We start from the raw sequence: 13687 nt of genomic DNA, 5'->3' as shown, positions 1-13687 counted from the left end.
CACGAAGATGCTAGAACGCTTATCGAACCGAGCATCCAGAAAAGGCCGATTGGTCGTCACGAGCCTGAACGCGAGGCGATCGACGTCAGGGCTGAGTTCGCTTCACGCGCTGCAAGCAGCAAGCGCCATCGATCATCTGCAGCGCTACGGTGAACAACACACCCTCGGGTCCTGTGATCTCAACCGTTGCTGTGGAGTCCCGCGACGTCTCCACGGACTTAACGACAAGCTGGTCAGCGTTGATGTCGTAGTGGGTCGCGACTCGAAGGCTAGCGATCCGAGCGGCCTCATCATCCGACAACTCCCATCCGACGCGGCCACTCTCAGACAGCCGTTGCGCCATATCCTTGGCCAGCACCTTCAGCAAGTCATAAACTCCCGCCTGCATAGACGAGAAAGCCAGGCCCAAGATGAAAGCCATAACAGTGGCGTCGGCGCCCCAGCGCTGACGAGACTCTTCGACGCGCAAGAAGTACTGGCTGCCGCAGCAGCCGCCCCCATGCCCGAGCTGCTCGACTCGGCGGAGCAGCCAGTCTCTCTCCCACGCCGCTCCGTCAGACTGGATGACCCACATCTCGTCGAGAACAGTGCCATCCCACTCGACCGCCTGCACAACCACCTCGACGCGGTCGGCATAGTCACGAATTGCCCGCCATTCCTCCTCATCAAGCGAAAATTCGTTACCCGTCACCGGAGCGTGCGTGTGCGCTTCTTCGGGCAATACTGTCCTTTCTGAATTTAATTATAACGGAGCATGTCACCGCGTTGGGCTTCTACCCACGAGGCAACACGTGTGGCGAGATTCAATGGAGGGCCCTGGGCACTCAGGCCAAGCGAAGAGCAGGCGCCGACCGCCCGCTGGATGGCACATTCGATGGCGGCACCTCTGTTCCACTGGGCACATTGAGCACCGTGAGCCCGAGAAGATGGGCGCTGAAGTCTTCACGGGAGATACCAATCTCGTCTGCTATTGCCCCGGGATAGATTTTCTTGCGCCTTAAGGCAAGGAGAACTTTTCCAAGCATCAGTGAAGTCTCGTGAGGGATGCCGCCGGGCTCGCTTCGGCGATACCCCTGCCGGCTCAACTCTATACAGGCGCTTCGATACTCCCAATCGGAAAAGAACTTCAACTCGTGCAGGCGGTGAGCGAGTGCCATAGCCGAGACCTGCCAGCGCGCCTTTTCTCGCAAGAGTACGTCAAAGGTGGCACTTCGAAGCGGCCGCGCCAGCAGCCCCTCGCGGGGCATTAGGAATGCTGCTGCGAATGCGTTCGCCTCATTCTCTGCCTGCTGCCCCTGGAAGCTTTCCAGCTCGGCGTGCAGCACCAGATGTCCTAGCTCATGAGCCAAGTCAAAGCGGCGACGCTCCGCCGTCTTCCCCGGGGTCAATACAACCACCGGGGTTGACTTCCAATAAAGGGAATAAGCATCAACCGTCTGGCACTCCATGGGGAGCGAGAAGACCCGCACGCCCTTGGCTTCCATTAAGTGGAGCATGTTCTTGATTGGACCGAAGCCGAGATCCCAGCGCTGCCGAAGAACATCCGCCGCTTGCTGAGGAGCGAACTTCCCAAGGGTAGGAACGTCACACCTTGGAAGGTTGTATCGAGCCTCGATCCACTCGCCAATGAGCATACTGACCCGCCCAGACGCCAGCGCGGTGTCCCGCGTCCCAGCGGTCATCTTGCTCATGGACCTGAAACTTACTGCGCCAACGGGAAAGGGTTCCAAATCTGGGCCAGCGAAGAAGCCCTCGGGAAACTTAAGGGCCCTTGCTAGCGCCTCAACATGCTCGTCAAGCGGATCCTGAAGACCTGACTCCCATGCAGCAATTGTCTGCCTGGCGACGCCAAGTCGATCGGCCAAGGCGGTTGCAGTCAGTCCTCGGCGCTGACGCGCCAACGCAATCCGGCTCGGGACAACCTTTGGGGAAGAATTTAAGGTGCTCACTTCTCCGTAACTTCGAAATCGTAGTTGCGTCCGCCGTCATCGTCGTCACCATCCAAGGACAGCACGTCATTCAAGCGGATTACTGGAAGGGCGATTCTCTCAGCCCAATCATTGATGTAGCCCTCATCGCTAATCTTTACAGCTCTACTCAGCTCACTACGAACGATGTCGCCATCGGTGTAAACGAGCAGCACCCAAGTTGCGGCGGGGGGCAAGTCCTCGACGTCTGTACTGCCTGGAAAATCTAGTTCCAGCTCCAGTTGCGCGTTGGCGCGAACGAACTTCGTTGTCCGCTCTCCCTTGCTGCGACGGGTTGTCACCGGCTCGGCCGTACCTGTGCCCGCCGTGCCCTGTGCCGTCATGATTGCCCAGGCGCCGCCCGGATGGACGGTGAGGCAGACACCGTCGGGTTCCGTCGCCTTCCATCCCTGAGGAGCCAGCGCGTCGCGCAAGGCCGCGACGCGCTCCCCGTACTCCTTCCAGCCCCCGTAGGACCGCGGGTGGTTCGACGTAGCCGTTCGACGGGCGAGGGCGCCCGCCCGAACGGCCAGCAGAAGGTCGTCCACCTGAAGGTCAAGGGACCTCAGACGGTTCTGCGCGTCGATGGGCTTCGGGTCAAGCGCCTCGAACATCTCCACACCCTTCGTTGGCGACGTTGCAGTCTCTCAGAAGGAGTCCAAAAATGTTAGGTGCCCACTGACTCATCGAGCGCGACGCAGGACACGAAGGCTCCCCTCCACCGCCGCGGCTAGACCAGCTCCTGCGTCCCCGCGCTCAAGCGCGCGTGCCGTAGCGGCAGCTGCCCGCAGCTGGGGAACCAGGCCCAGCCGTGATCTGCGCCCAAGGGAGGAGCTGCGATACGTGCCGTGCGCCCATGACTGAACTAGCCGCGGTAGTGACAGTTGTGGGGCCAGCTTGCCGCCTCCAAACCAGACGAGGTCGCCGGCAGACGTCCTGTGCGCCGGGTCAGCGACGGCGTAACCAGTGACCACAGAGGAGTCCACCTCGCTGTGCCGCAAGCGCACCGCAATCCCGGCTCGCTGTAGCTGCTCGACGAAGGTGGTGAGCTCAGAAGTAGACAGCGCGGCACGCCGCACCTGATGACGCAGTTGCTGACGAGACGTCTCCGAAAGGCCCAGACGCGCGGCCTTCTCGCTCTCGGCCCGCGTCGGGCGCTTCACCGCGGTCCGGTCGCGGGCCGGCGTCACCGTCAGCCCGTACCGTTCCTCGACCGTTCGGCACGCAGCTCCGAGCCGTGCGTAGTCGTGCGCCGTGCGGGCTCGCCGTCCGTCTTGCCGTGCCAGCGTGACCGCGAGGTGGATGTGGTCGTCGGCGTGCCGCACGGCGACCCATCGACACCCCGAGGCGTCGCCACGCGGGGCCAAGCCGGTCTGGTGCAGCACCTCGGCAGCCACGTCCGCCCACTCGGCATCTGTCAGCGCTCGGTCACCTGGGGCGGTACGCAGCGGGCAGTGCCACACCGACGGCGACGGTCGGTGGTCCAGCGTGGCCAGTGGCTGCTCTAGGAGTGCCGTCAGCCGCTTTAGCCATAGATGCTTTCCCGAAGCGCCGTCGGCCACTACGCCGTCGTCCCAGGCAGCCACCAGATGGGGATTCGTGTGCTCGTTCGCACGACCCGGCCCGTAGAGGTAGCGGAGCAGCCCCCCGACGTCGTTGCCGCGGACGACCTTGCCGATCACCTCTCCTCCCCCGGGGTGAGCCTCAGCGGAGAAGCGGCCGCGGGCCGCTGAGCAATCCGCGCCGCGTGCACGAGGTCGGCGGCCGCGCCGTCCAGGCGCTCCACAGCCCGATCGGTGACGGCGACGGCGGCAGACAGCCACTCCGGCGCTTCGCCCGTGGCGTTCAACGCCCTGACGGCCTGGTTGACGTTCACCGCGAACCGGCGCACCTGCGTGCGGGCCGCCATGAGTTCCACAAGAGCCTCGCGGACCGGCGTCAGCGACGGCGCCTGGACACCCCGCGCAGCCGCCAGCGCAGCCTCCGCGGCGTAGCCCGACGGCGTCAGTCCCGCCGAGCGGGCCGCCTCGGCCAGTAGCGCGTACTCGTCGGCCGTGGCGCGGAACTTGACCTGCCGATCCCGAGCTTTGGCGTACCGGCGCGCCCGGCCAGGGCGCTGAACGACAGCACTCACCGCGCCCACCTGCCCGGCCCGGCGCCATCCGCAGACCATGACCGCGCCCGGCCAACGTCGCCCCCGCTGGGGCCCGCGACGCGTAGCAAGCGGCATCCGGCGCGGCAGCGACGGCGCATCTGGGTACCAGATGCATATCTTGCTCCCGCTGTTCCGGCCCCCGCAGAAGCCGCCCACCCCGGCATCAGGGGCTGGGTCGCGAGGGCCGAACGCGCCCTCACGACGTCGCCGCCCGGTCGAGGATCTCGCAGGCCCGGCGCAGCACCGTGGTCCGCGTCAGCGGCATGCGCTCCGCGCCCAGCTCGAGCCGAGCCTGCTGCTGCACCGCGACCCGCCCGCCATCAAGGGCCTGCAGCCGGGCCTCGAGCACTTCGACGTCGGCCTCGCTGAGCCGCGGGGCCCGCTCGGGCGCCGATACCTCGTCCCACCACGGGCCCGCCTCGGCCAGACGCATCGGCGAGCGCGTCGCAGGGTCAGCAGCGACCCGCAGCAGCGCGGCCACCGCGTAGCGCTTGGGCCACAACCGTCGCCGGACGGCGAAGTCGAGGGCGGCGAGGACGTGCGGCGCCTGCCAGCATGCCGCGCCCAGACCGTGTCCGGCGCGCAGCTCCGCACACCGCTCCACAACGCGTCCCAACCCACCCTGCGGATCGACGTTCATCTCCCTGAGGAACTCCACCTCCTCCTCCCGCAGAGCGCGCTCGGCGGCCGGCGGAGCGGGGGATGGAGGGGGAGGAGGAGAACTTCTCTGGGTAGAGATCTCTGGGTTGGGCCGCACATCTGCGGCTGCCCCCTCCGCGGATGTGCGGCGGGGGGCCGCAGATCCGCGGCCCTCCCCCGCCGATGCCTCGCTCATGGGCGCAGCCGGCGGTGGCGCGCTCGGCGGAGCCTGCGGGGAGGGGGCCGCAAATCTGCGGCCCCCTTCCCCAGCGGCGCCCCCGTCATCAGCAGCTGCAGCCGGCGGCCGCTGCGTGCGCAGGTGGTACCGGTTCGTCAGCGTCGCGCCGCAGCGCTGGCGGTGCTGGACGACGACGAGCCCGGCCTTCTCCAGCGCGCGCATGGCCCGGTCGACGGCGTCGGTGCTGCGCCCCAGCCGACGTGCAAGAGTGCCCCGCGAGGGCATCCGCATGCCGGAGCTGTTGCCGTACCGGAGCAGGAGGCAGTAGAGCCGGAACGGACCGTCAGGGATGTCGGCCTCGATGACCCACTCGGGCACGAGGGCGAAGAACTGATCCTCGACGACGAGGACGTTCTCCTCCCCCGGCGGCGGTTCAGCCGGTGGGTGCGGCGGGGTGTGGTGGGCAGGGGTCATCGGTCCTCCGAGCAGGCGTTCGCGGGCTCGCCGCAGGGGGCGCGGAGGTCGCCCGGAAGCACGTCTCGCGCTCACGTGACGCCAACATCTGCATGAGACGGGCGAGCACGGAGTGAGACGGGGCGGGACCAGCGCTCAGCGGCGTGGGACGAAGTGCCTGCTCAGAGACCTGGCGCGACGAGCGGAGACTCAGCGGAACGAAGGGCGTTCTCCTTCTAATCCGATGGTCGCTGGTTCGAATCCAGCCGGGGGCGCCGACCGCGGGCGGTGGGCGCCTCGGAGCGCCCACCGCCTCCCGCACGAGCTGTGCGCCCGGCCCTGCCGCACCGGCCCCCTCACGCGTCCCGGCTGCTGGTCGGAGTGCGACCACCGGGGAAGACCCACCGGCGCAGGAGCAGGAAGCGCAGCGCCGTGGCCGCCACGTTGGCGAGCACGAGGACGGTGAGCTCGACGGCGCGGGAAGGGTCGGCGAGGGCGTGCAGCGCCGCGAGGGCTCCGGAGGTGAGCCCCAGGGCGGCGGCGAAGACGACGAGCCCCTGGCCGTGGGCCCGGACGAGCCCGTCGCGTCCCGTGACGCCGAACGTCAGGCGGCGGTTGGCGGCGGTGTTCGCCAGCGCGGTGAGGAGCAGCGCCGCGAGGTTGGCTGCCTGCGGCCCCACCACGCCGCGCAGGGCGAGGTACAGCGCGAGGTAGGCGAGCGTGCTGGCCACCCCGACCGCCCCGAAGCGCACCACCTGGCCGAGCAGCCCTCGGGGCACGCCCGGCACGTGCGGCTCCAGGGGGGCGCGTCCGAGCTGCTGGCGCAGCGCTGCCACGGGCAGGGCGCCGGTGGCGAGCGCGCGCCCCAGCCGCAGGATGCCCCGCACGTCGTCGGCGGCGGTGCGCAGGACGTCGACGCTGCTGTCGGGGTCGTCCACCCAGTCGACGGGGACCTCGGCGATGCGGGCGCCGGCGCGCTCGGCCAGCACGAGCAGCTCGGTGTCGAAGAACCAGCCGGTGTCCTCCACCAGCGGCAGCAGCTGCTCGGCGACGTCCTTGCGGATCGCCTTGAAGCCGCACTGGGCGTCGCTGAACCGCGCGCCCAGGCTGCGCCGCAGCAGCACGTTGTACGAGCGGGAGATGAGCTCGCGCTTCGGGCCGCGCACCACGCGGCTCCCCCGCGCCAGGCGGGTGCCGATGGCGAGGTCGGAGTGCCCGGAGACGAGCGGGGCCACCAGGGGCAGGAGGGCGGCGAGGTCGGTGGACAGGTCGACGTCCATGTACACGAGCACCGGGGCGTCGGAGGCGGACCACACCGCCTTGAGCGCCCGGCCGCGCCCCTTGGCGGGCAGGTGGACGGCGACCACCCCGTGGACGGCGGCCTGGAGGGTGTCGGCGACCGCCGCCGTGGCGTCGGTGCTGGCGTTGTCGGCGATGGTGATGCGGAACGGGTACGGCAGAGCCTGGGCCAGGTGGGCGTGCAGGCGCCGCACGCACGGCTCGAGGTCGTCCTGCTCGTTGAACACCGGCACGACCACGTCGAGCAGGGGCCGCCCCGGCTCGGCCACGAGGAGGCCGCGCTCGGTCCGCAGGGAGGGGCAGGACGCCGAGTCGTCCAGCAGGAACGTCGTCATGCAGGCAGGTTCAGCCGGGCGGCTCCCGCGCTGGTGCGCCCGTGCTGTGCCCCGCCTATGACCGCCCCCGTCCCCCGCACGATCATGGGAGTCCGCGCCACGACGCACCGCGGCCGTCCTCCGGCTGCCGCAGCTCGTCCCGCGAGTGCGCAGTCCAGGGTCGAGAGGAGGCCCGTCACGGCCCTGGACTGCGCACTCGCGGGACGGGCGGCTCGTGGTGGCGCGGAGCCGCATGATCGTCGCGGTGGGGAGGGGGCGACGCCGGAGCGCCGGCCGCCCCGGGGGGACGGCCGGCGCACGGGACGCGTCGGCTCAGGCGCCGGTGGTGAGGTCGTAGACCGTGGTGGAGCCGACCGTCTGGGCCGTGAAGGTCGCCTCCACCCAGGCGGTGATCTGCGCGGCCGTCCCCTGGTCCTCACCGCCGGTGCGACCGGGGATGAAGTAGTGGACCTCCCCCTGCGCCACCCAGGCCTGGAACTGCTCCAGCGTCGGTGAGGCGTCGGTGCCGTTGAAGCCGCCGATCGGCATCACGGACTCCTGGGTGGCCAGCTGGTAGCCAGCGGCGTTGTTCGCCCCGACGGTCGCGGCGACCCAGGTGTAGGAGCTTGCTCCCTCCTCGAGCAGAGCGACCAGCTCGGCGCTAGGCGTGCTGCCGTTGAGCAGGCCACCCATCCCGCCCCCGGCGCCGCCCGTGCGGCCCGCGAAGCCGCCGCCACCTGCTGTCGTGCCACCGGCAGCCGTGCCACCGGCCGCGCCCGGCGTCGTCGTCCCCGTCCCGCCGGGTGCGGTGCCGGTCTGACCGCCGGGGAAGCCGCCGCCGGGGAAGCCGCCGCGCATGCCACCGCCACCGGGGCCGCCCATCGCTCCGGCCACCGTCGGGCCGGCCGAGACGATCGAACCGGTGTGGGGAGTGGCCACGGTGTCGACCGTGTACGCCAGCGGTCCGGCCAGCGAGGCCGCGAGGGCGAGCGCCGCGACGACCTTGGTCAGCGACGGGCGCAGCGCCGAGGCGACCAGCCCCACCGCAGCGAGCACGCCGACCACGAGGACCACCCACGACAGCCAGGGCAGGAAGTCGCTGCTGCGCGAGAGCAGCACGAAGGACCACACCGCGGTGCCGGCCGTGACCGCCGCCAGGGTCCCCAGGGCCAGCGGACGGGCGCGCTCGCGCCACAGCACCGACGCGCTCACGCCCACGAGCGCGGCGACCGCCGGGGCCAGGGCGACGCTGTAGTACGCGTGGATGATCCCGGACATGAAGCTGAAGACCAGCCCGGTGACCAGCAGCCACGCCATCCACAGCACCACCTGCGCGCGCTGCCCGTCGACGCGGGGACGGTGGCGCAGGAGCACCAGCGCGACCACGGCCATCACCAGCGCCGCGGGGACCAGCCAGGCGATCTGACCGCCGAACTCGGCGGTGAACAGGCGGGTGATGCCGGTCTCGCCCCAGTTCCCGCCCCCGTTGCCGCCGCCCCCGCCTCCGCCGACAGACCCGGTCTCGTCACCGGTGAGGCGGCCCAGGCCGTTGTAGCCCAGGGTCAGGCCCAGGAAGCTGTTGTCCGTCGAGCCGCCGATGTAGGGCCGCGAGGACGCCGGCCACAGCTCGACGAGCGCCACCCACCAGCCGGCGGAGACCAGCATCGCAGCACCCGCAGCGAGCAGCTGCAGCACGCGCGCCCCCACCCGGCGGGGCCCGAAGAAGAGGTACGCCGCTCCCAGCGCCGGCAGCACGAGGAAGACCTGCAGCTGCTTGGTGAGGAACCCGAGCCCGATGAGCACGCCGGCGGCCACCAGCCAGCGGGTGCGCCCGCTCTCCAGCGCCCGCAGCACCGTGGAGGCGGCGAGCGTCATGAGCAGCACGAGCAGCGCGTCGGGGTTGTTGAACCGGAACATCAGCGCGGCCACCGGCGTGAGGAGCAGGACGACGCCGGACAGCAGCGCCGCGCCCGCCGGGAAGTGGCGGCGGACGGCGGCGTACAGGACGCCGGTGGTCGCCACGCCCATGAGCGCCTGCGGCACGAGGATCGACCACGACGAGAGCCCGAAGATCCGCACCGACAGCGCCATCACCCACAGCGAGGCCGGCGGCTTGTCGACCGTGATGGAGTTCCCGGCGTCGGAGCTGCCGAACAGGAACGCCTTCCAGCTCACCGACCCCGCCTGCACGGCCGCGGAGTAGAAGGAGTTGGCCCACCCCGAGGAGCCCAACGCCACCAGGTAGGTCACCGCCGCCGCGAGCAGGAGCGCCAGCAGGGCCGGGCGCTCCCACGCGGGGCCGTCCTCGCGGCGGGCGGTCACCCAGCCCCACGGCCCGCGGCGCTGCGCGCTCCGGACGGCGCGGTCGGCGGGGCCGGCGCCGTCGGCGCCCTTCTCCAGCGGCGGGGCCTCGCCGGCACCGGCAGCCGTGTAGCTCATGGTCATGCACCGAGCGTCGGAGCGGGCGCTGGGCCACCTCTCGGGCGACCCTGTGCGTGACCTATGCCTGCTCGACCGCCTGCTCGGCGCTGCCGGCCGGGGCCCCTCCCCCGAGGTCGGCCACAGGGAGCCGGACGAGGAACGCCGTCTGCCCGGGACGGCTGGTGACGTCCACCGCGCCGCCGGTGGAGGCGACGATGGCCGCCACGATCGCCAGGCCCAGCCCGCTGCTGCCCGCCACCCTCGACCGCGACCCGTCACCGCGGGCGAACCTGTCGAAGACGTGCGGCAGCAGGTCGGCGGGGATGCCGGGGCCGTCGTCGAGGACCGACAGGACCACGGTGCCCGGCGTCGTCGTCGCCAGTCCTGCCGTGACCGTGGTCCCCGGCGGGGTGTGGGTGCGCGCGTTGGCCAGCAGGTTGACCACGACCTGCTGCAGCCGTGCGGCGTCGCCGACCACCTCGACGGGCTCGTCGGGCAGGTCCAGGCGCCACACGTGGTCCCGCCCGACGGCGGAGGCGTCGCTGACGGCGTCGAGCAGCAGGCGCGTCAGGTCGACCACCTCGGCCTCCAGCGGCCGGCCGGCGTCGAGGCGGGCGAGGAGCAGCAGGTCCTCCACCAGCCCGGTCATCCGCTTCGCCTCGGACTCCACCCGCCCGACGGCGTGCGCAGCGGCCGGCGGCAGGGCCGCCGGGTCGCGGTTGACCAGCTCGGCGTACCCGCGGATGGCTGCCAGCGGCGTGCGCAGCTCGTGGCTGGCGTCGGCGACGAACTGGCGGACCTGCAGCTCGCTCTCGTGACGGGCCGACAGCGCCGACCCGACGTGGGTGAGCAGGCTGTCCAGGGCCGCGCCGACCTGGCCGACCTCCGTGCGCCGGTCGGTGTCGCCGGGCGGGACGCGCACGGCGAGGTCGACCTCGCCGCGGTCCAGCGGCATGGCGCTCACCTGCGCGGCGGTGGCCGCCACCCGCTGCAGCGGTCTGAGGGACCGGCGCACGACGACGGCGGCGGCCAGGCCCGCGAGCACCATGGCGAGCACCGCCACGACCAGCTCGACCTCGACCAGGCGGCGCTGCGTCGCCTCCAGCCCGGCGAGCGGGACGCCGGTGACGAGCGTGCTGCCGTCCGAGTCGCTGGTGACCCCCACGACCCGGTAGGTGCCGAGCGAGCCGACGTCCAGCGTGCGGGGCGTCCCGTCGGGGGCGACGTCGGCGAGGGCGGTGGCGTCAGTGCTGCTCAGGGTGGTGGCGCAGAACCCCTCCAGCGACGCCGCGGCGGTCACCCGGTCGTCAGCGACCCGGGCGGCCAGCGTCCCCGGCGCCTGGCCGGGCGCCAGGAGGAACCCGATGCCGCCGGCCGCGGCCTCCTCCTCGGCCGTGGACGACGGGCAGCGACCCAGGTCCTGGCGCTGCGGCTGCGACGGTCCGGGGGGCTCCCCGCGGAACCCGTCACCGGCGGAGGGCGCGCGCTCGGCGGAGGTGACGAGCTGCGCGTCCAGCTGGGCCAGCTGGAGCTGGCGCAGGGCGACCACGGTCGCCGTCCCCACCACGGCGCACACCACGGCGACCAGCGCCACGAGCGCGACGACGAGCTTGGTGCGCAGCGACCACGCCCGGACCGGGACCATGCGGCTCACGGGTCTCAGGCGGCGGGCTTCAGCACGTACCCGACGCCGCGGACGGTGTGGATCATCGGCGAGCGACCGGCGTCGACCTTCTTGCGCAGGTAGGAGATGTACAGCTCCACGACGTTGGCCTGCCCGCCGAAGTCGTACTGCCACACCCGGTCGAGGATGTGCGCCTTGCTCAGCACCTTGCGCGGGTTGCGCATGAGCAGGCGCAGCAGCTCGAACTCGGTGGCCGTCAGCACCACCTCGTCGTCGCCGCGGAAGACCTCGTGGCCCTCCTCGTCCATCGTCAGGTCGCCCACCACCAGGCGGGGGTCCTCGCGGCGGGCGACCACGCCGGCGCGGCGGACCAGGCCCCGCAGCCGGGCGATGACCTCCTCCAGGCTGAAGGGCTTGGTGACGTAGTCGTCGCCGCCGGCGCGGATGCCGGCGACGCGGTCCTCCACGGAGTCCTTCGCGGTGAGGAAGAGGACCGGCACGTCCGGGGCCTCCTCGCGCAGGCGGCGCAGCAGGGTGAGGCCGTCGACGTCGGGCAGCATGACGTCGAGGACGACGACGTCGGGGCGCAGCTCGTGGGCCGCCCTCACCGCCGCGGCGCCGTCACCGGCGGAGCGGACCTGCCAGCCCTCGTAGCGCAGGGCCGTGGAGACCAGGTCGGCCAGCTGGGGCTCGTCGTCGACGACGAGGGCGCGCAGGGGGCTCCCGTCGGCGCGGACGAGGGTGTCGGTGACGGCCATGCCAGGAGTGTGGGGCGAGGACGCCGACCGCGTCTGGGTGTCTGCTGTGCTGGACCTGTGGACGCCGGGCCGGTGCAGGTCCGCGGAGGCTCCACAGCGGGGTCATGGACACCGTCCAGCGGCGCGGCAGCGACGGCCCCGACCGTCCTGCCATGACCACGGATGCCTCGCACCGCCCGTCCGACGCCCGGCGGGGAGCGCCGACCCCCTCGGCCCCCGCGGCCCCGGCGGCCTGGTCGCCGCCGGGCGGGGAGCCACCGCCGGCCGGGCCCTGGGCGGCGACGGCCGCCCCGGCGGAGCCGCGCCGGCCCCGCCTCGGGCACAGCGTGACCGCGCTGGTGGCCTCCGGTGCCCTCGCCGTCGGGCTGCTCGGCGGCGTGGGGATCGGGCGGCTCACGGCGCCCGCCGCGCCGGGTGCGGGCGCGAGCACGAGCGGCTTCCTGCAGGGCGGCCCGGGCGGGAGCGGCGGGACGGGCTTCCCCGGCGGCGCCCCGGGCCAGGCGGGCCCCGGCACCCAGGGCGGCACCGGCACCCAGGGCCTGCCGCCGGACCCGGGGAGCGCAGCGGCGCAGGGGCAGGACGGCCAGCTCGACCCGTCGGGCTCCGCGCCCGGCGGCGCTGCCGCCGCGCCGTCGCAGGACGGCTCCACGACCACCTGACCGGTGCCCCCGGGGCCGGGCTCCACCGCGCCGGCGCGGCGTCCGCCTCAGGGGCTGTCGGCCAGCTCCACCTCGACGCGGCGGCCGGTGCGCAGCGCCTCCACGCCGGCCGTGGTGACCGCCGTGGCCGCGTAGCCGTCCCAGGTCGACGGCCCGGTGGCCGTCCCGCGCCGCGCCGCGTGCACCCAGGCCTGCACCTCGGCGTCGTAGGCGGCCGCGAACCTGTCCAGGAAGCCCGCCGGCACGCGGCGTCCCCGCACGGCGGTCTCGGCGCGGGCCACGAGCGGGCCGGTCTCGGTGCCGACGAGGGCGGTGCCGCGCTCTGCGACCAGCTCGGTGCGCACCTCGTAGCCCAGACCTGTCGCCGCGCTCACCTCGACGTCCACCAGCGCACCGCTCTCGGTCTCCAGCAGGGCGAGCAGCGGGTCGGCGAGGCCCTCCGGCGCGCTGCGCCGACGGCGCGGCCTCATCACGGTGACCGCGGTGACCTCCTCACCCAGCAGGAAGCGCGCGCCGTCCACCTCGTGCACCAGGGAGTCGAGCACCACCGCCTCGCTGGTGAAGTAGGGCGGCACCGAGGCGTTGCGGTGGGCGCAGTGCAGCAGGAGCGGTGCTCCCAGCTCACCGGTGACGACGAGCTCGCGCAGGGCCAGGTAGCCGGCGTCGTAGCGGCGCATGAAGCCGACCTGGACGAGGCGCTGCCCGGTGCGTGCGACGACGGCGGCCTCGGCCCGCACGACCGCCAGGGCCGACTCGGCGTCGGTGGTCATCGGCTTCTCGCACAGCACCGGCAGCCCGCGCTCCAGGCAGGCCAGCAGCAGCTCCGCGTGGGTGGGGCCCGTGCTGGCGATGACGACCGCCTCGACGTCGTCGTCGTCCAGGGCCGCCAGGGCGTCGGGGGCGGTCCGCACCCCCGGGTGGGCGGCGGCCACGCGCTCGGCGGTCTGCGCGGAGGCGTCGGCCACGAGCACGGGCCGGGCGCCCACCACGCGGTCGGCGAGTCGCCGCACGTGGTCGGCGCCCATGGCGCCCACCCCGACGACGGCGACCCGCAGGTCAGAGGCTGCCTCGCGCACGCGCCACTCCTCGGTCACACCCAGGGGTGGCCGATCGCCCATGATCACGGAGGGCGATCGGCCACCTGCGGGGTCAGGCGTTGGTGGGGAAGCCCAGGTCGATGCCGGCGCTGGCCTGGGTGGCGCTCGGGTCGGCCCAGCGGG

General features: G+C 72.3%; 12 protein-coding genes and 2 pseudogenes. 1 reads left to right on the top strand and 13 read right to left on the bottom strand.

From position 1 onward, the window contains the following. Window positions 1-85: 85 nt before the first annotated feature. The 12 genes and pseudogenes from ACUN9U_RS16680 to ACUN9U_RS16625 all read right to left on the bottom strand — a co-directional run bounded on the left by ACUN9U_RS16680 (window position 86) and on the right by ACUN9U_RS16625 (window position 11808). The gene (locus ACUN9U_RS16680; protein WP_445486136.1) at window positions 86-691 is read right to left on the bottom strand and encodes a hypothetical protein; all 606 of its coding nucleotides are present in this window, start codon (window positions 689-691) and stop codon (window positions 86-88) included. 133 nt (window positions 692-824) lie between these two features. Continuing rightward, window positions 825-1691, bottom strand: coding sequence for an ImmA/IrrE family metallo-endopeptidase (locus ACUN9U_RS16675; protein ID WP_445486156.1), 867 nt, complete (start codon window positions 1689-1691; stop codon window positions 825-827). A gap of 72 nt (window positions 1692-1763) precedes the next feature. Next, window positions 1764-1949, bottom strand: a pseudogene (locus ACUN9U_RS16670) (helix-turn-helix transcriptional regulator); the annotation flags it as partial. Then, window positions 1946-2581, bottom strand: coding sequence for a hypothetical protein (locus tag ACUN9U_RS16665; RefSeq protein WP_445486135.1), 636 nt, complete (start codon window positions 2579-2581; stop codon window positions 1946-1948). The gene ACUN9U_RS16665 and the pseudogene ACUN9U_RS16670, both read right to left, overlap by 4 nt. Window positions 2582-2650: 69 nt before the next feature. After that, window positions 2651-3649, bottom strand: a complete 999-nt coding sequence (locus ACUN9U_RS16660; RefSeq protein ID WP_445486134.1) for a relaxase/mobilization nuclease domain-containing protein — start codon at window positions 3647-3649, stop codon at window positions 2651-2653. Beyond that, window positions 3646-4101 (bottom strand): plasmid mobilization protein, encoded by a 456-nt coding sequence (locus ACUN9U_RS16655; protein ID WP_445486133.1) that lies wholly within the window; start codon window positions 4099-4101, stop codon window positions 3646-3648. The genes ACUN9U_RS16660 and ACUN9U_RS16655 overlap by 4 nt, the downstream gene beginning before the upstream one ends. Window positions 4102-4318: 217 nt before the next feature. After that, window positions 4319-4780, bottom strand: a complete 462-nt coding sequence (locus ACUN9U_RS16650) for a hypothetical protein (protein ID WP_445486159.1) — start codon at window positions 4778-4780, stop codon at window positions 4319-4321. Window positions 4781-5143: 363 nt separating this feature from the next. Next, a pseudogene (locus ACUN9U_RS16645) lies at window positions 5144-5413 on the bottom strand (helix-turn-helix domain-containing protein); the annotation flags it as partial. 335 nt (window positions 5414-5748) lie between these two features. Beyond that, window positions 5749-7026: a glycosyltransferase gene (locus ACUN9U_RS16640; protein ID WP_445486132.1), complete on the bottom strand. Its 1278-nt coding sequence runs from the start codon at window positions 7024-7026 to the stop codon at window positions 5749-5751. A 312-nt stretch (window positions 7027-7338) separates the two neighbouring features. Beyond that, window positions 7339-9444 carry a glycosyltransferase family 39 protein gene (locus ACUN9U_RS16635; RefSeq protein ID WP_445486155.1) on the bottom strand — a complete coding sequence of 702 codons (2106 nt, stop codon included), beginning with the start codon at window positions 9442-9444 and terminating at the stop codon, window positions 7339-7341. A gap of 61 nt (window positions 9445-9505) precedes the next feature. Next, complete coding sequence (locus ACUN9U_RS16630; RefSeq protein ID WP_445486154.1) at window positions 9506-11071, bottom strand: sensor histidine kinase; 1566 nt, start codon at window positions 11069-11071, stop codon at window positions 9506-9508. A 14-nt stretch (window positions 11072-11085) separates the two neighbouring features. Continuing rightward, entirely contained in the window at window positions 11086-11808 is a 723-nt protein-coding gene (locus ACUN9U_RS16625) for a response regulator transcription factor (RefSeq protein ID WP_445486131.1), read from the bottom strand. A 152-nt stretch (window positions 11809-11960) separates the two neighbouring features. Between ACUN9U_RS16625 and ACUN9U_RS16620 the strand changes: the two genes are divergently transcribed. Beyond that, window positions 11961-12467 carry a hypothetical protein gene (locus ACUN9U_RS16620; RefSeq protein ID WP_445486130.1) on the top strand — a complete coding sequence of 169 codons (507 nt, stop codon included), beginning with the start codon at window positions 11961-11963 and terminating at the stop codon, window positions 12465-12467. 47 nt (window positions 12468-12514) lie between these two features. Here ACUN9U_RS16620 and ACUN9U_RS16615 read toward each other — a convergent pair whose 3' ends face one another. After that, window positions 12515-13543: a Gfo/Idh/MocA family oxidoreductase gene (locus tag ACUN9U_RS16615; RefSeq protein WP_445486129.1), complete on the bottom strand. Its 1029-nt coding sequence runs from the start codon at window positions 13541-13543 to the stop codon at window positions 12515-12517. Between the last annotated feature and the right edge of the window lie 144 nt (window positions 13544-13687).

It is taken from the genome of Quadrisphaera sp. KR29 (genome assembly GCF_052644995.1).
This window is presented reverse-complemented; position numbering and strand designations above follow the sequence as displayed.

Bases quoted from the DNA above. Each gene is read 5' to 3' on its own strand.
- ACUN9U_RS16625 (WP_445486131.1), bottom strand. From the start codon at position 11,808: ATGGCCGTCACCGACACCCTCGTCCGCGCCGACGGGAGCCCCCTGCGC.
- ACUN9U_RS16675 (WP_445486156.1), bottom strand. From the start codon at position 1,691: ATGAGCAAGATGACCGCTGGGACGCGGGACACCGCGCTGGCGTCTGGG.
- ACUN9U_RS16665 (WP_445486135.1), bottom strand. From the start codon at position 2,581: ATGTTCGAGGCGCTTGACCCGAAGCCCATCGACGCGCAGAACCGTCTG.
- ACUN9U_RS16635 (WP_445486155.1), bottom strand. From the start codon at position 9,444: ATGAGCTACACGGCTGCCGGTGCCGGCGAGGCCCCGCCGCTGGAGAAG.
- ACUN9U_RS16640 (WP_445486132.1), bottom strand. From the start codon at position 7,026: ATGACGACGTTCCTGCTGGACGACTCGGCGTCCTGCCCCTCCCTGCGG.
- ACUN9U_RS16630 (WP_445486154.1), bottom strand. From the start codon at position 11,071: ATGGTCCCGGTCCGGGCGTGGTCGCTGCGCACCAAGCTCGTCGTCGCG.
- ACUN9U_RS16620 (WP_445486130.1), top strand. From the start codon at position 11,961: ATGACCACGGATGCCTCGCACCGCCCGTCCGACGCCCGGCGGGGAGCG.